The sequence below is a fragment of the Stenotrophomonas terrae genome (assembly GCF_001431465.1).
Classification (GTDB): Bacteria; Pseudomonadota; Gammaproteobacteria; order Xanthomonadales; family Xanthomonadaceae; genus Stenotrophomonas; species Stenotrophomonas terrae.
Genome location: NZ_LDJJ01000047.1, coordinates 1 through 21,420, shown reverse-complemented (window position 1 = coordinate 21,420; position 21,420 = coordinate 1). Strand labels below are relative to the sequence as shown.

The window sequence follows — 21,420 nt, the reverse complement described above, 5'->3', positions numbered from 1 at the left end:
GAAAGCCGGTATAATCACCGGCTCGCCGCAAGGCGAAAGCAGTAACGATCGGGGCGTAGCGCAGCCTGGTAGCGCATCTGCCTGGGGGGCAGAGGGTCGTCGGTTCAAATCCGGCCGTCCCGACCAACTACTGCAAAACGAACAAGGGCTTGCGCTTTATTGCGCAGGCCCTTTTTCGTTGTGCTGCCTTTTTGCTCTGTCTCGGCAGAGTGATGCCGATGCTTGATGGCACTGCCAAAGTGCCTCACGGTCACCGAGATGGTGCATGGTGATTGCCACGTTTCTTTGGCGCTTGAGCGCCTGAATCCGCGCGTTCGTCCAGGCGGCGCTCCGTCTAGCCGTTACTCCGCCAGGATGGTGCTGATGAGCTGCTTGTTGCGCTTGAACTCCTTCACTGCGGCGCGCATGGCGGCTTCCAGCGTGAGAACGCTTACCAGCTCACCCTCGATGTCGATTTCTTCGATATCCGCGTCGGACTCGGCCCGCTGCAGGTTGATCCGGATTTCCCGCGCGCGCTTGCTGATCAGCAGCGCTCGAATGTCTTCCAGCAGTTGATTGTCCATATTGCCCTCCATGCGGGCTGTTTGTTCGGAAGCAACAGCCTACCGCAGGGAGGTCGGCCCTTGTCGGGCTTGCATGGAATGCGTCCGCGCTCGATAGGCTCATCCCACCGAACGGCCTTCCCCCAAGTGGGTGAAGAACAAGGCTTTTGTAGGAGCGGCGTAAGCAGCGAAGCTCGTAGTCGGCCAGATTGCGGGGATGACCGACGTTTCATTGCTGCCAGCTTCGCGGCTTACGCCGCTCCCACAATGCTAGGAGCGAGAGCAATCGTAGTGCCGAGCCACATGCTCGGCAGAGGCCTTCCCGATAATCCATCAGATTTTGTAGGAGCGGCGTCAGCCGCGAAGCTCGTAGTCGGCCAGATTGCGGGGATGACCGATGCTTCATTGCTGCCAGCTTCGCGGCTTACGCCGCTCCCACAATGCTAGGAGCGAGAACAATCGTAGTGCCGAGCCATGCTCGGCAGAGGCCTTCCCGATAATCCATCAGATTTTGTAGGAGCGGCGTCAGCCGCGAAGCTCGTAGTCGGCCAAATTGTGAGGATGACCGATGCTTCATTGCTGCCAGCTTCGCGGCTTACGCCGCTCCCACAATGCTAGGGGCGAGAGCAATCGTAGTGCCGAGCCATGTTCGGCAGAGGCCTTCCCGAGAGTCCATCAGGTTTTGTAGGAGCGGCGTCAGCCGCGAAGCTCGTAGTGGGCCAGATTGCGGGGATGACCGACCTTTCATTACTACCAGCTTCGCGGCTTACGCCGCTCCTACAGGCGGGTGTTGGGCTGGTGCATTCTCAGCATCACTGATACGAAAAAAGTCACAGCCCATCCCTGTCCTCAACGCTTGCCCAGGTAACCTTCCAGGACTTGCCTGGCGAGCGTCAGGTTGGTGGCGATGCTGGGGCCGAGCAGCGCTCGCGTGGCTGGGCCGTTGGTGAGGCTCAAGCCGCGAATGTCGAGTGACTGCCTAATGCGCTTACCGACGAATCTTTCCAATACCGCAGATGCGGGCAAGGATGCGCGGATAGCGCGCATCTCGGTGATCGCGTCTCGCCAGGATTTCTCGTCCGGAGTGGCGGAAGCGAAGACGGCGATGAGCCTATCCAGGGTGGTCAACATGTCGTGAAGCAGCTCGTCTTGTGGCATATCTCTCTCCTGATTCGAAGCGCGAACCTTGCTGGCTGGCAGATCGGCGTTCAAGTCCAGTGATGTTGTTGTGGTGGAGCGGCCGCTGGCTGTGTTGCTGCCGCATGCAGGCTGTTGGTGGGGTGGCAATTTGGGAGTGAAACACCCATGGCCGCCTCCCGGTGAGTGAGGCTTGGGTGTGCAACAGTTCCGCACACTGCTGCGAATGCACTCGATCTGATGCCTTGGTCCGTGTGCCACGAGGGCACTACAATCTTTGGCTAGTCTGCGCCTGAAAACAGTGACGGGCCATGGCCTTGGAGTGCACCCATGAAATTCCTTGTTCATTGTATTGCGGTCCTGCCCTTGGTGGGTACGTTGGCAGCCTGTGCCCCGAAGAATGACGCCAAGACTGAGGTCGTTCCATCACGCGTTGGCATTGCCAATCCCGCCTCCGAGTACTGCGTGAAGAAAGGCGGCAAGCTGGAGATCAGGAAGAACAGCGAGGGCGGCGAATACGGCATCTGCCATCTTGCTGATGGCACCCAGATCGAAGAGTGGGAGCTGTTCCGGCGCGATAATGCGGCCGGCACCAACTAGGACCTGATGGGTCGCCTGGGCTGGATGAACCAGCCGGCGTCCGTACCTATCGTCTTCCAGTGTAGATGGACCACGACCAATCCAGGCGCGTGGTTCACTGCGCAGCCGAAAATGACTTCGGCGGCCCGATTCAGTTGACCGTCGATATCGAGAACCAACTTCGGGTACGTCGTCAGCTAGCTGCCGCAGCTGATGATCAAAACAGGGAAGGGCGCTAGCCCTGCTCGGTCACGCGCAGCTTCGACACATCAAAACCCTGCAGCGCTGCTTTCTCGCTGAGTTCTTTCAGCTGGCTCTCGGGAATCTTCTTGTCACGGCTCAAAATCCACAGGTATTCCCTGTTGGGCGTGCCCACAACCGCCCATCGGTAGTCCGGATCAAGTGCAATGACCCAATAGTCGGCCCATACGAATGGCAGGAACGACAGGAAGGCGGGTGCAAAGCGAACCTTCAGTTCGGCTGGGCCATTGCCTGAAGGCTTGGCGATGCCTTCCGCCTGGATCGTATCGCCGTCGGTTTTCTCGCAGCGGTTGATGACCTCGATCTGGCCCTCGGCAAGCAGGCGGTAGTTGGCTGTTGTATTGCGCGCGCAGTTACGCTGGAAGTACATCGGGAAGTTCGCCTGCTCATACCAGGTACCGGCATAGCGTTGCAGGTCGATGTTGTCGACGGACTTCACTTCGGCGCCGTGGGCGATCAGTGGGGTCATCAGCAATAGTGCGAGTGGCAAGGCTTTTTTCAGCATTTCAGTTGTCTGGTCGAGGATGCGGGAACAGGATGCGCCTTTTGTTGGTGGGTGCATGTGACGATAGCCTGATTGTGGGTAGCGGTGTCTTCATGAGCGAAGCCCGGCATCGCGATTGCTTGCGGGCGGCGTTCACTTGCGTGATCCGGCATGAGCGCGTTGTAGTGCCGAGCCATGCTCGGCAAGAATTGCCAGGGGAATGCCCCTGCCGAGCATGGCTCGGCACTACATTGGATTGGCTGTTCGCGCTGGTGGTGGTCTGGCGGACCTTTTCTGACAGAACGATGTTCTAACGCATCGAAGCAGGGAAATGGCTAATGTCGCCAGCCAGGTCGCCTCAAGGAAGACTTCATGTCGGTCGTGCACAGCTTGCGTGGTTGGTGTCTGTTGGCAGCTTTCTTTGTTGGAAACGCATCCGCGCAGGCCCTGGTTGAAGCTGTTGCTGATGTGGAGGCAGCGCCAATCCGCGATCTTGAGGCTGTTGTCGTCCACGGCGCGCAGCCCGGCCCGGGTTTGTGGCGGGTGAGCAAGGACGGGCATGTGCTTTGGATTCTGGGCACGGTGTCGCCCTTGCCCAATCAGATCGAGTGGCGGGCCGATGAGGTTCGGGCGGTGATTGCGCGCTCGGGGCAGGTATTGCTGCCACCGGGTGTGGCATTCGATGCGGATGTTGGTTTCTTCGGCAAGGTGGCGTTGCTGCCAACGATTTGGAAAGGCATGCGCAACGAGGACGGTGCAGAGTTGAACGATGTGCTTGCACCTGCAATCTATGCGCGCTGGGCTGCGGTCAAACAACGCTATCTACCGCGTGACGGTGGTATTGAACGCAAGCGTCCTATGTTCGCCGCTGTTGAGTTGCAGTCGGCGGCCATGAAGTCGATAGGCCTGGGCCGGCGGAAGATTGTCTGGCCGGTGGTGGATGCGGCGGCAAAGGCGGCGGGCATCACCCCGACGCCGACGACGTGGAAAATAATGATTGACGATCCGAAGGCTGCTGTTCGCGAATTCCGTGAAGGCGGCATCGACGATGCGGCGTGTCTTGAGCGGACCGTGGCCTTGATCGAGCACGATCTGCCAACCCTGGTGGAGCGGGCAAATGCCTGGGCGGTTGGCGATATCGAGGCATTGCGCCGCTCGCCTTATGAGGATGCGGGCAGTGCCTGTATGCAGGCGGTGACCGAATCGGGCTTTGTGCGCAACCGTGGCTACGGTGATCTGAGGGCGCGCGTGCGGCAGCATTGGCTGTCGATTGCGGAGGCTGCGTTGCAGCGCAATGAAGAAACATTTGCGATGTTGCCGGTGGACCGGCTGCTGGAAACCGATGGTTATCTGGCGCAGTTGCAGGCGCGTGGTTACGAAGTTGAGTTGCCGTAGACGACAGGGCCTGGGCCGTTGTGGGAGTTGTGGGAGCGGCGTAAGCCGCGAAGCTGAGGCGGGTTGAGTCCCTGGTCTCCATGTTGTCGGAGAGGGTGTTTGCTTCGCGGCTTACGCCGCTCCCACAAAAAAACCGATGCCTGCAATCTGGCATCGGTTTCTGGGTGACTCGGTCAAGCGCATTGCGCCGCTATCGCTTGCTCAAGTCAGCTGGCTGCGCTCAATGGCGCGGCACTGTCCTGCAGCTTCGGCCAGCGCTCGAGGATGGCGGCGCGGATGCCGGCTGCATCAATCCCGGCCTCGGCCAGCAGGTCTTCGCGGCTGGCGTGATGCTGGTAGCTGTCCGGCAGGCCCAGGTGCAGCATTGGCATCACCACCGCTTCGGCATTGAGCAGTTCGGACACGCCCGAACCGGCGCCACCGGCAACCACGTTGTCTTCAACGGTAATGAAACCGTCGTGCGTGCGTGCCAGTTCCAACAGCATCGCCTTGTCCAGCGGCTTGATGAAACGCATGTTGACCACGCTCAGGCCCAGCTCGCGGCCTACCTGCTCGGCCGCAGGTACCGCGGCGCCGAAGGCGAGGATGGCCAGGCGGCTGCCTTGCACGCGCAGTTGCGCCTTGCCGATCTCCAGCGTGGACAGATCTTTGCCGACGGCAGCGCCGGGGCCAGTGCCGCGCGGGTAGCGGACCGCAGCCGGGCCCTTGTACTGCAGGCCGGTGCTGAGCATCTGCCGGCATTCGGCTTCATCGCCCGGGGCCATGACCACCATGTTCGGCACGCAGCGCAGGTAGCTCAGGTCGAGATTGCCGGCGTGAGTAGCGCCGTCCGGGCCGACCACGCCAGCGCGGTCGATGGCGAACAGCACGTCCAGATCCTGGGTGGCAACGTCATGCACCAGCTGGTCGTAGGCGCGCTGCAGGAAGGTGGAATAGATCGCGACCACGGGCTTGGCGCCCTGCGTGGCCATGCCGGCAGCCAGCGTTACCGCATGCTGCTCGGCGATGGCGACGTCGAAGTAACGCTCGGGGTATTCCTTGCTGAAACGCACCAGGCCCGAGCCTTCGCGCATGGCCGGCGTGATCGCCAGCAGCTGCGGATCGGCCGCGGCGGCATCGCATAGCCAGTCGCCGAAGATGTCGGTATAGGTCGGCTTCTTCGGTGCGCCCTTCTCGGGCAGGCCCTTGCTGGGGTCGAATGGACCGACGGCGTGGTAGCCGATCTGGTCGTCCTCGGCCGGCTCGTAGCCTTTGCCCTTGGTGGTCATGATGTGCAGCAGGTGCGGGCCCTTGGCATCCTTCAGGTGCTTGAGGGTGGAAACCAGTAAGGGCAGATCATGGCCGTCGATCGGGCCGGTGTAATGGAAGCCCATCTGCTCGAAGGCGGTGGACGGCACGAACATGCCCTTCCACTGTTCTTCCCAGCGCTTCACGAAGCGGGCAGGGGGGCTGTGACGCTTGTCGCCGAGGATCTTCTTGCCGCTCTCGCGCAGGGCGTTGAGGGTGCGGCTGGCGGTCGCCCGACCCAGCATCTTGGTCAGTCCGCCGACGGCCTCGGAGATGGACATGTTGTTGTCGTTGAGGATGACCAGCACGTTCGGCTCGTCGTCCATGCCGCCGGCGTGGGCCAGCGCTTCAAAGGCCATGCCGGCGGTCATCGCACCATCGCCGATCACCGCGATCACCTTGCGGTCATCGCCCTGGTTCTGGCGCGCGATGGCCATGCCCAGCGCGGCGGAGATCGAGGTCGAGGAGTGGCCGACGCCAAACGTATCGAACTGGCTTTCCTCGCGCTTCGGGAACGGTGCCACGCCGTCCTTCTGCTTGACGGTGTGGATGCTGTCGCGGCGGCCGGTGAGGATCTTGTGCGGGTAGGTCTGGTGGCCCACGTCCCACACCAGCTGATCGACCGGCGTGTCATACAGATAGTGCAACGCGACCGTAAGCTCGATCACGCCCAGACCGGCAGCGAAGTGACCGCCGCTCTTGCCCACTGATTCGATCAGGTAGGCACGCAACTCGCCGGCGATGGCCCCCAGTTCGCTCTCGTCGAACATACGCAGGTCATCGGGGGTCTTGATGCGCGACAGGCGCGGGTAGCTGGCAGAGTCGATCATGGTCTTCGCGTTTCACTCGAAACGGTATTTTCCCCGTCCGGAGAGGGTGGGGCAAGCAGAGCACACCCTCGATGAGTGCCGGATGAGGTGGTTTGGCGCCAAGCTGAAGGCCCTGTTCAGTCTGGATGGCATCTGCGCGTGAATACGCAGCTGTTGTGAGCTTGGCTCAGAGCCCGCGCTGCAAGGCTTTGCGCGGCAGCTGCGACTTCAGGAAGGCCATCTGGTCGGCAAGGATGTTGCGGTTGGACAGGATCAGGTGCTCGATCCAGCTGGGCCGATACGGCACTGCCAGCAGCGGCATGTTGGCCTGCGCCGGGGTGCGGTTGCTCTTGCGCGAGTTGCAGTGGAAGCAGGCGCTGACCACGTTCTCCCAGGTGTCCTTGCCGCCCTTGGAAACCGGCAGAACGTGATCGCGGGTCAGCTGCGGGCGGCTGAAGTGCTGGCCGCAGTACAGGCACAACTGTGCGTCGCGGGCGAACAGCGCGGTGTTGGTCAGGTTGGGCGTGGGGTCGATAGCGCGCGAGCGGGCGTGGCCGCGTGAGGCGATGATCGGGTGCAGGTCCATGCCGCTGCGCAGGCCGGTCAGCCGCGAGATTGCGCCGTGTACGTGCAGGCAGGGGTCACCCATGGTCCAGGCGACGGCATCGCGTGCGTACAGGCAGGCAGCGTCCCGCCAGTTGATCCAGTCCAGCACGCGCCCATGCGCATCCAGCGACAGCAGTCGCACGGAGCCAAGGCGGTGCAGGGAGGGCGGAAGTGAAAACCCGTCTGTCGGAGCGGTATTCCCGGCTCCGGTATCGATCAGACTACGCGGTGTAGTGTCTGTCTCCATCGGGTTAACAGCTTATACACGATGCGTGACAGTTTGTGTAAAGGCGAGCAGGGCTCGGCTTTTGTAGGAGCGGCGTCAGCCGCGAAGCTGGGGGTGTTTCAGCCGCCTAAAAGCTTACCCCTCCCCAACCCTCCCCTCCGCCTTCGGCGCAAGGGAGGGGGCGAAGCAGAAGCTGCCCTCACCCCAACCCCTCTCCCGCAGGCGGGAGAGGGGCTTCAAGGTCGCAGGCTTGCTTGATCTCTTTCCTTCGCCTGCAGGCGGAAGAAGGGCCTTCAGGTCGCAGGTTTGCCTGATTGCTCCTTCTCCCGCATGCGGGACTGCAGCCCCCTTCTTGGGGGAAGGTGCCCAACGGGCGGATGAGGGGGCTTTGATCTGCGTCGGCAGTTGAATCAATCGCCGAAGCGGACCGAATCCATGTCCATCAGCGAGTCGGCACCGGCGGCGATGCCGGCGGCGTGGCTCAGGGTGCGCGGCAGGATGCGGGCGTAGTAGAAACGCGCGGTCTCCAGCTTGGCCTGCTTGAACGCTTCCGGGTGGCTGGATGCCTGTGCGGCAACCACCGAACGTGCCCACCAGTAGGCGACGGCAACATAGCCGCTGTAGAACAGGTAGTCCCAGCTGGCTGCGCCCAGTTCTTCCGGGTTGGCGGCAGCGCGCTGCAGCACGTCGATGGTCAGCTTGCCCCATTCCTTGGCCTTGCCGCCCAGCGCTGGCAGGAATTCGGCCACGGCCGGGTTGTTGGCGTTGGCGGCGATGAACTGCTCGATCTCGGCCAGGAACAGTTTCAAGCCGGCGCCCTGAGAGGCCGCGGTCTTGCGGCCGATCAGGTCCAGCGCCTGGATGCCGGTGGTGCCTTCATACAGCGTGGTGATGCGCGCGTCGCGGGCGTACTGCTCCATGCCGTGCTCGGCGATGTAGCCGTGGCCGCCGAATACCTGCTGGCCGTTGTAGGTGGCTTCAATGCTCCACTCGGTCAGGCAGGCCTTGACGATCGGGGTAAGGAAGCTGACCAGGGTATCGGCGTCGGCGCGTGCCTGTGCATCGGCACTGCGGTTGGCCGCATCCAGCTGCGTGTAGGCGTGCGCTGCGAGCAGGCGGCCACCTTCGGTCAAGGCCTTGGTGGTGAGCAGCATGCGGCGCACGTCGGGCTGGGCGATGATGGGGTCGGCCGGCTTGTCCGGCTGCACGGCGCCCTTGGGCGCGCGCGACTGCAGGCGCTCACGGGCATATGCCAGCGCGCCCTGGTAGGCACGCTCGGACTGGGCCAGGCCCTGCACGCCAACGCCGAGGCGGGCGGAGTTCATCATCACGAACATCGCCTGCAGGCCCTTGTGCGGCTGGCCGACGAGGTAGCCCTGGGCACCGTCGAAGTTCATCACGCAGGTGGACGAACCGTGGATGCCCATCTTGTGCTCCAGCGCGCCGCAATGCAGTTCGTTGCGTTCGCCCTGCTTGCCGTCGCGGTCGACCTTGTACTTGGGGGTGACGAACAGCGAGATGCCCTTCGGGCCGGCCGGTGCGTCCGGCAGCTTGGCCAGCACCAGGTGCACGATGTTGTCGGCCAGGTCGTGCTCGCCGGCGGTGATGAAGATCTTGGTGCCAGTGATCGAATAGCTGCCGTCGGCATGGGGCTCGGCGCGGGTCTTGAGCAGGCCCAGATCGGTGCCGGCATGCGGCTCGGTCAGGCACATGGTGCCGGTCCAGTTGCCGGCCACCAGCGGCTTGAGGAAGGCTTCCTTCTGCCAGTCCTCACCGTAATGCTTGAGCGCTTCAACCGCGCCGTGCGACAGCATCGGGAACAGGCTCCAGGCCAGGTTGGCCGAGGACACCATTTCACTCAAGGCCATGCCCATGGTTTCCGGCATGCCCTGGCCGCCGAAATCCGGTGATGCGGTCAGGCCGGTCCAGCCGCCTTCCACGAACTGCGCATAGGCTTCCTTGAAACCCGGCGCGGTGGTCACTTCATTGGTGGCCTTGTCCAGCTTGCAGCCGGTCTGGTCGCCCACCGCGTTGAGCGGGGCCAGCACGCTGCCGCTGAAACGGCCGGCTTCTTCCAGTACGGCGTCGATCAGATCGGCGCTGGCTTCTTCAAAGCCCATGGCGGCAAACAGGGACTCGGCCTTGAGTACATCGTGCAGGGCGAAGCGGAGATCGGTAACGGGGGCTTTGTAGTTGCTCATCAGACGGTTCTCGAACGATGCGGAAACGGGTGGGGGATCAGCGCAGCACGCCGGGCAGGCCGGGGGCCTGGTTGAGGCTGTTGCGCGATTTGATGTCGAAACTGCGTTGCTTCTTTTCTTCAGGGGTGGCGCTGACGCTGCCTTCCAGCTCGTAGAACAGCGAGCGGCCACCTGCCAGTGCATCGGCTACGACGATGCGGGCCGAGGAGGACGGCTGCAGGCGCACCTTGATGACGTCGGCCGATTCCGGGCCGATCGACAGCGCCGGGCTGGCACTGAGCGTGCCCGCGGCTTCGTCGCCAACCTTCACCGCCAGCGACACGCTGTCAAAGCGCATCGGCATGGAGCTGTAGTTGCGCAGGCGCAGTTCCACCTCCCAGTTGCCGTCATTGCCAACGCTCAACTGCTGGATGCTGGCGGCCGGTTCGGAAACGCGCTTGACCGGGCCATTGCCGCAGGCCGTGAGTACAAGGGCTAGCACGGCCATCAAGGCGTACTGGGGGCGAAAACGCATGGGGTCTGGTCCTCGGTTCCTGAGCTTATCCACGGAGAATACTACGGCGTATGGCCGCTTGCTCGGTACAGGTATGCCAGATCGGCGGCCATGGCCATGGGATGGCGGAACCGGCGCGCAGATACGTCGATCCAGGCAGGGGCAGGGAGGGCCGTCATACATGCCACTTTGGGGATTTATCCATGCGTTCATTCACCTGGTTGCCGCTTGCAGGCGCCATCCGCGGCGGTCTGGCAGCTGTGGCGCTGTGCGCAGGGGTTCTGGCACTGGCCGCAGCTCAATCTTCAAACTGGCAGCATCTGCGGAGCAATCGCGCGGGTCTACTGCTGACGACGCAGTCGTCGGTGGGAGAGCATCGGCGCTGTGCCCAGGCCAGGATAGCGCGGGTGCCGACGGCCTTTGTCGCCAGCTACCGCAGCCGAACGCGATGTCGCAGCACTATCGCCGCAAGCCGAAGGACTGAGACGCACTGTCGCGTGATTGCAATCTCGGTTCGACGCCGGCTTCACCGCATTACGGGCAATGTAGTTGCGGAGCGATGTTGCTGGGTAGCCCATCGTTTCAGGGGCGGCGGCCCGATCCCCTCCATCGGGTCGCCGCTCGATTACTGCGATGCACGCAGTGCAGCACCTCGCGAGCCGTGGCGTCGTCAGCGTTAACTGGGCATCATGCCGAGCTACTCCTTGCGGACGCGCCGGCACCATGAGATTGCCCTTCAAGCTTCACGCCCTGATCGTTTGTCTTGTAGCCGCCGCGGCAAGCGGTTGCACGCAGCGCACTGCCGTTACCGAGCTCGCACCACCATTGACGTCGATTGTGCCGATTCCTCAGTCGATGCAGCCGGCAGCGGGTGAGCTGCGCTTTTCTTCAGTCAAGGTCGAAGCAGCGGCAGGCACTCCCCATGCCACGCAGGCGCTGACGGAGCTGCTGGCGAGACTTGGCCTGAACGGATCAGGCGCAACATCGGTAACCCTTCACCTGGAGCTGGTCGATGCGCCGGAGTTGGGCGAGGAGGGGTATCGGCTGGTGATCGACGATGCCATCCGGCTCAGTGCGCGGACCGATGCAGGGCTGCTGCATGGTGTACAGAGCCTGCGCCAGTTGCTGCCGGCACAAAAGCAGGCCGAGCACCGGCTGGCGCAGCTGGCCATCCGTGATGCGCCTGCCTACCGTTGGCGCGGCATATCGCTGGATGTGGCGCGCAGCTTCTTGCCGGTTGAATATCTGGAAAAGCATATCGACCGCATGGCGGTGTTCAAGTTGAACCGCCTGCACCTTCACCTGACCGACGACCAGGGTTGGCGCATCGAGATCAAGCGCTACCCGAAGCTGGTGGAAATCGGTGGCCGCAGCGCGGTGGAAGGCGGACGTGCCGGCTACTACACGCAGGAACAACTCAAGCATCTGGTGGCCTATGCGCAGGCGCGCGGCGTCACCATCGTGCCGGAGATCGATATGCCGGGGCATGTGCAGGCCGCATTGGCTTCGTATAACGAGCTGGCCTGTGCTGATGTAAAGAACCTGTCCCCATACTCCGGTGTGGAGGTCGGCTTCAGTGTGTTCTGCCTGGAGAAGCCCGAGGTTGTTTATCCCTTCGTCCGCAATGTATTGGAAGAAGTGGTGGCGATTTTCCCGTCCCAGGAAATCCATATCGGCGGCGATGAGATCAAGGATCCGCTGTACGCCGATTTTGTCGCGCGCACTGCAGCGATGATGGATGAGATGGGGCGTACTCCCATCGTATGGGAAGAGGGCTCCGTGGCTGACATGAAGCCCAGCGCGATACTGCAGCTGTGGAATGACGGCTATGCCATCGATGCTGCGGTCGCCAAGGGGCATCCACTGATTCTGTCGCCTTGCTCCTATCTGTACATCGACCATGGCAACTACGCCGGCCAGCCGGGTGCTGATTGGTGCCGCGCGGAAGGCGTGCCGCTGAAGCGTCTTTACAGCTTCGACCCGGCGCCATTCAAGACGGCGGTTGGTATCGAGGCGGCGCTATGGACCGAATTCGTGCATGCCGATGCGTCGGCGGATGAGCATCTGTGGCCGCGCCTGGCTGCCGTAGCGGAGCTTGGCTGGAACCCGGCAGGGCAGCGCAGCTATGCCGGCTTCGTGCAACGCATGGGGGCCTTGCGTCCGCAGTTGGATGCGCTGGGTGTGCAGTACCACCCCGAGCCGGATCTGGGATGGGCGAAGCCCGAGTAAGGCGGTCGAGTTGCGGTTCTAGGATCGGGCTTCGGTGCTTCTCCGCTTGAAGCCCCTCTCCCTTTACGGGAGAGGGGTTGGGGAGAGGTGCGCTTGTAAGGCCTCTGCCGAGCATGGCTCGGCACTACGGGTTGAGCCGAGGGCCACGTAGCCCGGGTAAGCGAAGCGCACCCGGGGTTTTTCGCGAACAGCTCCCGGGTGCGCTTCGCTTACCCGGGCTACGTGGACTACGGTGACGTTTGTTGCCCCGTTTTGAATCGCGCACATGGCAAAACCACCCTTGCGGGTGGTTTGCGGGATCGAACCGGTGCGCGTGCGAATTGCGACTTCTGCGCGCCGCTGTGTTCGCAACCCTCTCCATCTGCGGAGAGGGTTGCTTCAACACCAGATGCAGACCTCAGTAATCGAAGCGCACGCGCAGGCCTACGGTGCGCGGGTCGTTCCAATAGGCGCGGATGAAGCCGCCGGCGTCGTCGGCCCAGTTCTTGGTCATCTTGTCGGTGGCGTTGAGCACGTACAGCTCGGCGCGCCAGAACGAGGGTGACTGCAGGCTGAGGCTGGCATCAACGGTGGCATAGGCCTTCTGGCCATCGGAGATGTGCGGGTTGTCGATGTTGCGCAGGGTGAAGTACATCTTGTCCTGCCACTTCACGTTGAACCACGGCACCAGCTCGTAACCATTGCCGAACTTGAACGTGTGGGAGACGTTGACGCCGGCGGTGAACTTGGGCGTCATCGGCAGGTGGTTGCCGGTGATGTCGTAGATCTGGCGGCCGGCCAGGGTGGGGTCCGGACCGGTATACGGATCGGGGCAGGGCACGGCGCCGAATTCTTCGCGCACGCCGCAGTTCCACTCATCGCTGAAGGTCGGGTAGTCCTTGATCTTGCTGTTGATGTACGAGAAGAAGCCGCCGATACGCGTGTTGGGGGTGGGCAGGTAGTCCACTTCCACTTCCAGGCCGGGGATGTTCACCGTGCCGACGTTCACCGTCTGCCACTTCTTGATCACATCGCAGGTCGGGTCCCAATCCGGGCAGGGTTCGTTGACGTGCACCTTGGCCGCATAGAAATCGCCGGTGACCTGCATGTCCTTGTAGCGGCTGTAGAACGCGGTGACCGCCAGGCTCAGGCGCTTGTCCAGCAGCAGTCCCTTGTAGCCGATCTCCAGGTTGGTGATGGTTTCCGGCTTGTAGGGGAAGAAGGAATACTGCGGGCCTGCCGGGCCATCCAGGCAGTCCTTGCCGCCGCAGATATCGTCCTTGTCGCCGAAGCCGCCGGCCTTGTAGCCGGTGGACAAGGAGGTGAACAGAATTTCGTCCTCGGACAGGTCCTTGGTCAGGCCCAGACGCCAGGTGACCTTGCTCCATGATTCGGAGTGGGCGTTTTCCGCCGGCGGGCCCCACAGCTTGTAGGCATCGATGCCACCGAACGGGCCCATCTGCTCGGTCAGGTCGCGGCCATTGTGCGGGCGGAAGCCAGGCTCGCCCGGCGTACCCGGGTTGTACAAGTCGTTGTAATAGGCCGCCGAGGTGGCATCCCAGCCGCCATACACCTGGCCGCCGCGATCGGTCTTGGAGTCACGGCTGTAGCGTGCGCCCAGCGTGGCGGTCCAGGTTGGTGCGAAGTGCCAATCGGCCTGCGAGAAGATCGCCTTGGCGTCGATCTGGCGATCAGGCTGGTGATAAAACTGGCTGATTGGAAACCCGTAGGGTGCGTTGACCAGCATTTCCTGCGCGTAGTTGATCGCGTTCTTCTCGCGCATCCAGAACAAACCGGAGACCAGGTTCAAACGCTCGCCCTGATGCTTGAACTGCAGCTCGTGGACGAATGATTTGTATTGCGAGTCCAGAGTTATCGAGGTGTTGTCGCGCACCGGCCAGACCCCCCAGTCGCCCTCTGCAGGCACCGGCAGGGTGGCGGTTACCTGCGAGGGGATCTCGTGGTAGCCGCCATCATCGTCGGACATCTGGAAGCGCTTCTGGTTGGCGAAGGCCACGCTGTACTCGATGCTGTTGCTGTCGCTGAGGAACCAGTTGAGGTTGGAGCGCACGGTGTCGATCGACATGTCGGTGCGGCCGGGCACGTTGATCTTCACGTCCCACTTGCCGCCTTCGCAGGCGAAGCGGGTGCCGGCAGCCTGGTCGCAGTCCTTCACCCCAACCTGGCCGGCACCGGAGTTCTGGAACTTCTCGTAGGACAGCAGCCACTCGACATCGTCGGTAATGGCGAAGCGTGCGGCGATGCGCGCTGCCCACTCATCGCGGTTGTAGTAGTAGTCCTTGCGCGAGACCTTGCGGTTGCGGCGCTGGTCCACGTCGGGGATGCCATCGGCGATGAAACCGCGCTCGGGGATGTTCACATCGGTGAAATCCTGCTGCTGGTCGATCCAGCCATCACGCTCGACCTTGGTTGCCGCCACGCGCAGCGCGAAGCGCTCGCTGACCGCGAAGTTCTGGATCAGATTGAGCTGGCGCAGGTTGTAGCTGCCGAGCTCAAGCTCGGTGCTGCCGAAGGTGGAATCGAAGCGCGGCTTGGCCGGAATGATGTTGATGCTGCCGCCGGTGGAGTTGCGCCCGAACAAGGTGCCCTGTGGACCGCGCAGTACTTCCACCTGGTCCACGTCGAACATAAGCGCCAGCGCGCCCTGCGGCCGCGGCGAGTACAGGCCGGCCACATGCAGGCCAACGGCAGGGTCGCCGATCTCGGTGAAGTTGTTGGCGCCGATGCCGCGGATGCTGACCTGCACGCCGGAATCCGGGCCGTTGGCAATCTGCAGGTTGGGCATGCTGCCAGACAGGCCGCGCACGTCGCGGATGCCTTCGCGGGTCAGTGCTTCCTGGGTGACGGCGGTAACGGTGACCGGCGTTTTCAGCAGGTCGGATTCAACGCGGGTGGCGGACACACGCACCGTTTCCAGCGTGGTTTGGGCGTTGCCGGTGCTGGGCTTCTGCTCCTCGTCTGTGCCGGTGGACTGCGCCAGCGCCGGCGCGGCCGCACAGCTGATCAATACCGCTGCCACCGCGGCGGCGATGCCGGTCGGTCGAACAGCGCTGGGATGCTTTCTCATTGTTGGCTCCTGGTTGTGCGGCGACTTGGGCCGGCAGGCCCGCGCGGTGGTTGCAGCGGTTGCCCGATCAGGGCGAGGCGGGGGTGTTCTTCCCGGAATAAACAGTCTGGTTGCGCACCAGCGGCCTGGCCCAGGCGCTGACGCTGAGGATGTAGAGCAAGGGAATGAAGATCAGCGACATGCCTGCGCGCAGGCCAAGGTGGTCACCGACCACGCCGATCAATAGCGGCACGATGGCGCCACCGAGGATGCCGCTGCACAGGATTCCCGAGAACGCCCCGTGGTGTTGGGTGACCGAGTTCAGGCCCAGCGAAAAGATCACCGAGAACATCACCGACAAGAAAAAGCCCGCAGCAGGAAAGGCCAACAGAGAGATGGCTGCCGGGCCGAAAAGGGCGAGTGCAAGGCAGGCAATGGCCAGCGTTGAGAAAATTGCCAATACCAGTTTGGAATCCAGCAGTTTCAGCAGCCCCAACCCGGCCAGGCAGCCCAGCGACATCAGGCCCCAGAAGCGGCTGACGGCGATGGCGCCCTGTTCGGTGGCCGACAGGCCGTGATAGCTGTGCAGGAACTGCGACATCCAGTTGGCGATGGATTGCTCGGTGCCGACATAGGCGACGATGGCCAGGAAAAACAGGCGCACATCGCGGCGCCGCAGCAGGCTGCCGTATACCGCGCGGCTGCCGGCGCGTTCATCGTCTTTCAGCTGCACGGTTGGCAAGGGCAGTTTGTAGTTGAGCAGGGCCAGCAGCACGAAGGCCGCAGCGAAATACCAATAGAAAGCCAGCCAGGCCAATGGCTGCCCCTGTACGTCCGGGCGCTGCATGTACAGCCGGAATGCCAGAGGGCTGAGGAAGGAGGCCAGGCCGAACACCAGCTGCGCCATCACCGAATAGAACGCGAAATGCTGTTCGCCGGCAGCGGTGCGCATCAAGGGATTGATCACCACCTGCAGCAGTGCCATGCCCAGGCCGATGACGAACAGGCCGGCGACGACCGAGACGTAGCCGGGCATCACCGCGATGGCCATGGCACCGATGAAATTCAGTGCGAAGGCGGTAAAGAGAGTGAAGCGGGTGCCGCGGACCTCGATCAGCATGCCGCCGGGTATCGAGATCAAACCGTAGGCGAGGAAGAACGAGAACGGCATGAAGCCGGCCATGGTCAGGCTCAGCTTGAAATCCTGGATGGCGATCGGCATCAGCGGCCCGATCAGATTGGTGATGAAGGAGATGGCGAACCAGATCAGGAGGATGTAGCTGATGATCAACGGCCGGTGCGTCATGGTCGTGGCTCCGGGGTCAGGGATACGACTGCAGGCAATGGGAGAGCTCGCCCGCCGCGATGCTCTTGCGGGGGAAGCGCGGCAGGATTGCTGCAGCGGTGCGGCAACCCGCAGCCAGTGCATCGTGCAGGTTGGCGTGGTTCAAGGATGCCGCCAGGTAGCCGGTGTTGAAGCTGTCGCCGGCGCCGACGGTGTCGAAGATGTCGGCGGCCGCTATGCCGGTGTAGCGGGTGCTGTGGCCGTTGACCTGGCCCAGTGCGCCGGCAGCACCCAGCTTGACGATCAGGTGGGCGCCGGGCTTGAGCAGGCGGGCCACCTGTTGCACGGCCGGCTGCAGTTGCTGGTTGCCGGCGATGCTCATTGTTTCAAGTTCGTTGAGCAGCAGATGGTCGCAATGCGCCAGCCAGCCTTCGACTTCCTCAAGTACCTGCGAGGTCCAGCCCTCGGGCGGCCAGCCGGTATCCAGCGCAACCTGATAGCCGCGGGCCGAGGCCTCGACCAGCAGTTCGCAGAACTGCGCGCGCAGGTTGGGCAGCAGGAAGGGCGCGGTGAACAGGGCGATGCTGCCAGCCGCTGCCTGCGGCAGGTGTGCCAGCACAAAGGCCGGGGTCAGGTGCTGCAGATGCCCGCAACTGGTGAAAAAGGTGCGCTCGCCATCGGCGTGCAACAGCCCCACCGACATGGTGGTGTCGCTGGCGCAGCGCTGCAGTTCGACATCGATGCCGGCCAGTTGCAGCAGCAGCCACTGGGCGAGGTCGTCGTCGCCGATTGCACCAATCAGGCGTGGGCTCAGCCCGAGATGGCGGGCGGCCAGTGCCGAGTTTGCCGCTGAACCGCCGGCGCGCAGCTCACTGCGGGGCAGCAGCTGCTCGGTACCGATCTCGGGCCAACGGCTCAGCGTACCCAGAACCAGGTCCACGCTGACGTCGCCAATAATGCTGAACTGGGGCTGATCGTTGCTCATGGGGCGACTATAGTCACCCCAATTTGAGCCTGTCAATAAAAATATCCAGTGGAAGTTTAATTAAATCCGGCGCCCGCCTGCCGCCGCGCGGTGGCCGAGCAGCTCGGCGGCCTGGGCCTCGCCCTGATCGTCGCGCTGGACCCCTTCCAGCCGCGGTGACAGCAATTCGTGGATGGGCAGGACTGCCGCGCCCAACAGCGAGCAATCTTCTTCGCGCAGCGAGATCTTGATGCGCGGCAGTTCGGGCTGCGGACGGCCACGGACCGAGCGATGCAGGGGCTGGGCAAGTTCGACCAGGCGCTGCACCAGCTTCTGCGGGGCCGAGCCGCCGATGACGATGGTCTGTGGATCGAGCAGGTTCTCGATCATGCAGATGGCGTCGCGCAGGCGTTGGGCTGCCTGCTGGCACCATTGCTGCAGTGCGTGGTCGTTGGGGTCGTCCAGGCGGCTGAGCAGGTCTGAGGTGCGTATCTGCCCGTCATCCAGGCCCAGCGCCTCGGCCAGCGAGTGCAGCGAGAGGTAACGTTCCAGGCAGCCCTGGTTGCCGCAGTAGCAGGGCGTGCCGCCGGGGACGACCGGCACATGGCCGATCTCGGTGGCGTTGCCGTCGGCGCCGCGGTAGGTGTTGCGGCCGACAATCAGCGAGCCGCCCAGACCCATGCTCAGGTGCAGATAGAAGAAGTTGTCCAGGTGCCGGGCCACCCCGTACAGGGTTTCACCGAGCGCGCCGGCGACGCTGTCCACGCTATGGAACAGCGGCAGGCCGGTGGCTTCCTGCAGTTGGTCGAGGATGGACAAATCCTTCCAGCCTTCCAGTGCGGTAGGGCCTACAAAGCTCAGCTCGGTATCGCCGAGCGGGCCGGGCAGGGCCACGCCTATGCCCCAGAGCCGGGCGCTGGCCTGGCGGCGCAGGCTGGCGACCAGCTCCAGCAGGCCGGCCAGCAACTGCGCGCGATCGCAGCCCTGCAGGCGCACTTCGCAACGGGCATCGATCTGCCCCACCAGGTTGACCAGCGCGCCGGAGGCGCGGCCAGGCTCCAGGCTGATGCCGATGGATTGACCGGCGTCCGGGTTGATCTCGAAAGCGATGGGCGGCTGGCCGCGGGTTTTCAGGTCCTTCTGCCTGCGCGAGACGATCAGGCCGATGGACTCCAGCTCATTGGTGATGTTGGCCACCGTCTGCGGGCTGAGCGAGACCTTTTCCTGGATGTCCTTGCGTGACGCTGCGCCGTGCTGGCGGATGAAATCCAGGACAAGGCGACGGTTATAGGGGGCGCTGGACTGCTGGGTGGCGCCACGGCCGATATTCATAGGCATTGAAACCGAGTGAACGTGGGGGTAGGGGAGGTGGAACAGGTGTCCGTATTATTCATACATCCACGTGAAGTATTTATTGACGCGGGATGACCGGATGGCTAAGTTTCGTTTCCTAGTCTATCCGGAACCGTGCAGATGCCTCCTTTGTCGCATTCCCGCAAGACCAGCGTCCAGCTCTACGCCGCACTGGCCCTGGCCCTGTCCAGTTTGCTGCCGGTGGCAGCCGCCGCCCCGGCCGAGGAGCCGGCCAAGACCACCGTATCGGTGAGCCTGCCTACCGAGCCCTTGCTGGTGCAGATCAACCAGGTGGCATTGGAGCGGCGCGGGCCCAAGCTGGCGGTGGTTGAGTCTGTGGGTGCGGCAAGCGCGGGCACCTATACGGTGCTGCGCGATGGCCAGCCGCTGCGTAGCGGTGATCTGCAGCCGCTGCCGGGTTTCTCCGAATGGGGCGCTGGCAAGCAGTACTTCCGCATCGATTTCACCGATGCAGAGCAGGCCGGCCAGTACCAGCTGGACGTGCAGGTGGGGCAGCAGCACGTGCGCTCGGCGCCGATGACGGTCGCTGACAACGCGGTGTTTGCTACCACGGGCGCACAGCTGCTGGGCTACTTCCAGCGCAGCCGCCATACCGATGCCGCCGACCGCGACCTGCGCGTCTTCCAGACCTCGCGCAAGGTGGATGTCTGGGGTGGCTGGCAGGACGCCGGTGGCGACAAGGGCAAATACCTGTCCCATCTGGGTTACGCCAATTACTTCAATCCGCAGCAGGCATCGATGGCGGCATGGGTGCTGGCCTACGGGGCACATGCACGAGCGGGCCTGTTTGCCGCAAACGGGCTGCAGAAGCAGGTGCAGGACGAGGCGTTCTGGGGCGCGGATTACCTGCACCGCATCCTCGATGCGGACGGTTATTTCTATACGACGGTGTTCGACCAGTGGGGCACGCCAGGTGTCGAACGCATGGTGACCGGCTATGAAGGTGCGGCCGGAACCTACACCACGCTCTATCGCTCCGCATTCCGCGCCGGCGGCGGCATGGCCATCGCCGCCTTGGCGCGGGCATCGATGCTGGCCAAGGCATCCGGGCGGCAGGGGGAGTTCAGTGGCGCGCAATATCTGGCCGATGCCGAGCGCGCCTATGCACACCTGCAGCAGTTCAATCCGCAGTACTGCGCCGACGGCAAGGAGAACATCATCGATGACTACACCGCGTTGATGGCGCTGGTGGAACTGCACAATGCCACGGGCCATTCGCGCTACCTGCAGGATGCGCGCAAACGCGCCGCCAGCTTGATGGCGCGCCAGCAAGCCGATGGTGGCTTCATCAGTGATGGTGGCAGCCGGCCCTACTACCATGCAGCGGAAGCCGGCCTGCCGGTGATCAGCCTGTCCGCCTATGTGGATATCGAAACCCAGTCGGCGGATCGCGAGCGGGCGCTGGCGGCAATCGGTTCGGCACTTGCGCACGAACTGGCGATCACCGGTTCGGTAGCCAATCCGTATGGCTACGCCCGGCAGCGCTTCCAGTTGGCCCAGGATGGCAAGGCCGCAGGCGAGGTGCTGGAAGGCTTCTTCATACCGCACCGCAATGAAACCGGCTATTGGTGGCAGGGTGAGAGCGCCCGCCTGGCATCGCTGGGCGCGGCGATGGTGATAGGTGGCCGCAAGCTGGCGGCTGAAGGCAAGGCGGGCTACGGCCTGTCAGCGGCGCGTGCAGGCTATGCACAGGACCAGATCGACTGGACGCTGGGGCGCAACCCCTACGGTATCTCCATGCTGTACGGTTTTGGCCAGAAGAATCCGCCGACCGTGTTGGAGAGCGCGGGCGAAATGTTCGTCGGTGGTATTTCCAACGGCATCACCGGCGCACCGGGTAGCGACATAGGCGCTGGCATCAGCTTCGCCCCCGGACCCGACTCGGAGCAGTGGCGTTGGGTGGAGCAGTGGATTCCGCACACCACCTGGATGTTGTTTGCCGCTATGGCGATGAGTGAGGGTTGAGGGTGTTGCTGCAGGTGTTTGGATATCTCTAAAAGGACGCGCCGCGTTTGGTGAGACGACGCAGCTCATGCACGGCCGCGCAGATGGAAGTGCCGCGGATGTGAGTGCGGGTCAGGTCAGGTGGGGACCGTGTCGTTGTTCAAGGTGCTGGCTTGCGCGCGTTGGTCAACGAAGGGTGCGGAGATGTCGTGTGGACAGGGTAGGGTTCACACGTTTCTGAGTGGCATTGTTTGCCTGTTGGCAGGCCGCTCTTCTGGGGTGGCTTGCCAGGCTCTCGCCGGTGTAGCTGGCAGCAGGGGTTTTGTGTACGGAGTAGCGCTATGCTCGGTTCACCACGTAGGGCGGTAGCTCAGGCGGGATAGCGGTGTATTCGCAAGCTGGCCGGTAAGCACCGGAATCGCCTCATCGATCAAGACGTAAACAAACGCCCGCTCATCCGCGGGCGTCTTGCGTAAGATGGTTGGGTAGGGCAACCGAGCGGCCGGCCGGCACTTGCGGTGGCTTCTACAATGAGGAGTCAATGCGCCTGAGGAAGGG

At 63.2% G+C, this 21,420-nt stretch carries 15 protein-coding genes and 1 tRNA gene; 5 read left to right on the top strand and 11 right to left on the bottom strand.

What is annotated here, in order from left to right:
- Positions 1–49: 49 nt before the first annotated feature.
- Positions 50–126 (top strand) — tRNA-Pro (locus ABB27_RS13670).
- A 215-nt stretch (positions 127–341) separates the two neighbouring features.
- On the opposite strand, the gene ABB27_RS13665 is transcribed toward ABB27_RS13670, so the two are convergent.
- Both ABB27_RS13665 and ABB27_RS13660 read right to left on the bottom strand, forming a co-directional pair.
- Positions 342–563 carry a hypothetical protein gene (locus ABB27_RS13665; RefSeq protein ID WP_152984584.1) on the bottom strand — a complete coding sequence of 74 codons (222 nt, stop codon included), beginning with the start codon at positions 561–563 and terminating at the stop codon, positions 342–344.
- An 828-nt stretch (positions 564–1,391) separates the two neighbouring features.
- The gene (locus tag ABB27_RS13660) at positions 1,392–1,754 is read right to left on the bottom strand and encodes a hypothetical protein (protein ID WP_152984583.1); all 363 of its coding nucleotides are present in this window, start codon (positions 1,752–1,754) and stop codon (positions 1,392–1,394) included.
- A 255-nt stretch (positions 1,755–2,009) separates the two neighbouring features.
- On the opposite strand from ABB27_RS13660, the gene ABB27_RS13655 reads away from it, so the two are divergent.
- On the top strand, positions 2,010–2,279 hold the full coding sequence (locus ABB27_RS13655) for a putative hemolysin (RefSeq protein WP_057629338.1): 270 nt from the start codon (positions 2,010–2,012) through the stop codon (positions 2,277–2,279).
- Positions 2,280–2,493: 214 nt separating this feature from the next.
- Here the strand turns inward: ABB27_RS13655 and ABB27_RS13650 are convergent, their stop codons facing one another.
- Positions 2,494–3,024, bottom strand: a complete 531-nt coding sequence (locus tag ABB27_RS13650) for a lipocalin family protein (protein WP_057629337.1) — start codon at positions 3,022–3,024, stop codon at positions 2,494–2,496.
- Positions 3,025–3,375: 351 nt separating this feature from the next.
- Between ABB27_RS13650 and ABB27_RS13645 the strand changes: the two genes are divergently transcribed.
- Positions 3,376–4,398, top strand: coding sequence for a TraB/GumN family protein (locus ABB27_RS13645; protein ID WP_083491312.1), 1,023 nt, complete (start codon positions 3,376–3,378; stop codon positions 4,396–4,398).
- Between the two features lie 206 nt (positions 4,399–4,604).
- Here ABB27_RS13645 and dxs read toward each other — a convergent pair whose 3' ends face one another.
- From dxs to ABB27_RS13625, 4 genes are all read right to left on the bottom strand, one after another.
- Entirely contained in the window at positions 4,605–6,515 is a 1,911-nt protein-coding gene (gene dxs / locus ABB27_RS13640) for a 1-deoxy-D-xylulose-5-phosphate synthase (protein WP_057629336.1), read from the bottom strand.
- Between the two features lie 166 nt (positions 6,516–6,681).
- Positions 6,682–7,347, bottom strand: coding sequence for an HNH endonuclease (locus tag ABB27_RS13635; protein WP_057629335.1), 666 nt, complete (start codon positions 7,345–7,347; stop codon positions 6,682–6,684).
- A gap of 389 nt (positions 7,348–7,736) precedes the next feature.
- The gene (locus tag ABB27_RS13630; RefSeq protein WP_057629334.1) at positions 7,737–9,527 is read right to left on the bottom strand and encodes an acyl-CoA dehydrogenase C-terminal domain-containing protein; all 1,791 of its coding nucleotides are present in this window, start codon (positions 9,525–9,527) and stop codon (positions 7,737–7,739) included.
- A 37-nt stretch (positions 9,528–9,564) separates the two neighbouring features.
- Positions 9,565–10,041: an LEA/WHy family protein gene (locus ABB27_RS13625; protein ID WP_057629333.1), complete on the bottom strand. Its 477-nt coding sequence runs from the start codon at positions 10,039–10,041 to the stop codon at positions 9,565–9,567.
- Positions 10,042–10,653: 612 nt separating this feature from the next.
- On the opposite strand from ABB27_RS13625, the gene ABB27_RS13620 reads away from it, so the two are divergent.
- Positions 10,654–12,249: a family 20 glycosylhydrolase gene (locus tag ABB27_RS13620; RefSeq protein ID WP_083491311.1), complete on the top strand. Its 1,596-nt coding sequence runs from the start codon at positions 10,654–10,656 to the stop codon at positions 12,247–12,249.
- A 397-nt stretch (positions 12,250–12,646) separates the two neighbouring features.
- On the opposite strand, the gene ABB27_RS13615 is transcribed toward ABB27_RS13620, so the two are convergent.
- The 4 genes from ABB27_RS13615 to ABB27_RS13600 all read right to left on the bottom strand — a co-directional run bounded on the left by ABB27_RS13615 (position 12,647) and on the right by ABB27_RS13600 (position 18,876).
- Positions 12,647–15,316 carry a TonB-dependent receptor gene (locus tag ABB27_RS13615; protein ID WP_057629331.1) on the bottom strand — a complete coding sequence of 890 codons (2,670 nt, stop codon included), beginning with the start codon at positions 15,314–15,316 and terminating at the stop codon, positions 12,647–12,649.
- Between the two features lie 67 nt (positions 15,317–15,383).
- Positions 15,384–16,601: an MFS transporter gene (locus ABB27_RS13610; protein ID WP_057629330.1), complete on the bottom strand. Its 1,218-nt coding sequence runs from the start codon at positions 16,599–16,601 to the stop codon at positions 15,384–15,386.
- A gap of 16 nt (positions 16,602–16,617) precedes the next feature.
- A complete protein-coding gene (locus tag ABB27_RS13605; RefSeq protein WP_057629329.1) occupies positions 16,618–17,565 on the bottom strand; it encodes a carbohydrate kinase family protein in 948 nt (315 codons plus the stop codon).
- Between the two features lie 60 nt (positions 17,566–17,625).
- Positions 17,626–18,876: an ROK family transcriptional regulator gene (locus tag ABB27_RS13600; RefSeq protein WP_057629328.1), complete on the bottom strand. Its 1,251-nt coding sequence runs from the start codon at positions 18,874–18,876 to the stop codon at positions 17,626–17,628.
- A 141-nt stretch (positions 18,877–19,017) separates the two neighbouring features.
- On the opposite strand from ABB27_RS13600, the gene ABB27_RS13595 reads away from it, so the two are divergent.
- Entirely contained in the window at positions 19,018–20,883 is a 1,866-nt protein-coding gene (locus tag ABB27_RS13595) for a glycoside hydrolase family 9 protein (protein WP_083491310.1), read from the top strand.
- Positions 20,884–21,420: the final 537 nt, after the last annotated feature.

Bases quoted from the DNA above. Each gene is read 5' to 3' on its own strand.
- ABB27_RS13615 (WP_057629331.1), bottom strand. From the start codon at position 15,316: ATGAGAAAGCATCCCAGCGCTGTTCGACCGACCGGCATCGCCGCCGCG.
- ABB27_RS13605 (WP_057629329.1), bottom strand. From the start codon at position 17,565: ATGAGCAACGATCAGCCCCAGTTCAGCATTATTGGCGACGTCAGCGTG.
- ABB27_RS13665 (WP_152984584.1), bottom strand. From the start codon at position 563: ATGGACAATCAACTGCTGGAAGACATTCGAGCGCTGCTGATCAGCAAG.
- ABB27_RS13635 (WP_057629335.1), bottom strand. From the start codon at position 7,347: ATGGAGACAGACACTACACCGCGTAGTCTGATCGATACCGGAGCCGGG.
- ABB27_RS13610 (WP_057629330.1), bottom strand. From the start codon at position 16,601: ATGACGCACCGGCCGTTGATCATCAGCTACATCCTCCTGATCTGGTTC.
- ABB27_RS13655 (WP_057629338.1), top strand. From the start codon at position 2,010: ATGAAATTCCTTGTTCATTGTATTGCGGTCCTGCCCTTGGTGGGTACG.
- ABB27_RS13630 (WP_057629334.1), bottom strand. From the start codon at position 9,527: ATGAGCAACTACAAAGCCCCCGTTACCGATCTCCGCTTCGCCCTGCAC.
- ABB27_RS13595 (WP_083491310.1), top strand. From the start codon at position 19,018: ATGCCTCCTTTGTCGCATTCCCGCAAGACCAGCGTCCAGCTCTACGCC.
- ABB27_RS13645 (WP_083491312.1), top strand. From the start codon at position 3,376: ATGTCGGTCGTGCACAGCTTGCGTGGTTGGTGTCTGTTGGCAGCTTTC.
- ABB27_RS13620 (WP_083491311.1), top strand. From the start codon at position 10,654: ATGCACGCAGTGCAGCACCTCGCGAGCCGTGGCGTCGTCAGCGTTAAC.
- ABB27_RS13625 (WP_057629333.1), bottom strand. From the start codon at position 10,041: ATGCGTTTTCGCCCCCAGTACGCCTTGATGGCCGTGCTAGCCCTTGTA.
- ABB27_RS13600 (WP_057629328.1), bottom strand. From the start codon at position 18,876: ATGAATATCGGCCGTGGCGCCACCCAGCAGTCCAGCGCCCCCTATAAC.
- ABB27_RS13650 (WP_057629337.1), bottom strand. From the start codon at position 3,024: ATGCTGAAAAAAGCCTTGCCACTCGCACTATTGCTGATGACCCCACTG.
- dxs (WP_057629336.1), bottom strand. From the start codon at position 6,515: ATGATCGACTCTGCCAGCTACCCGCGCCTGTCGCGCATCAAGACCCCC.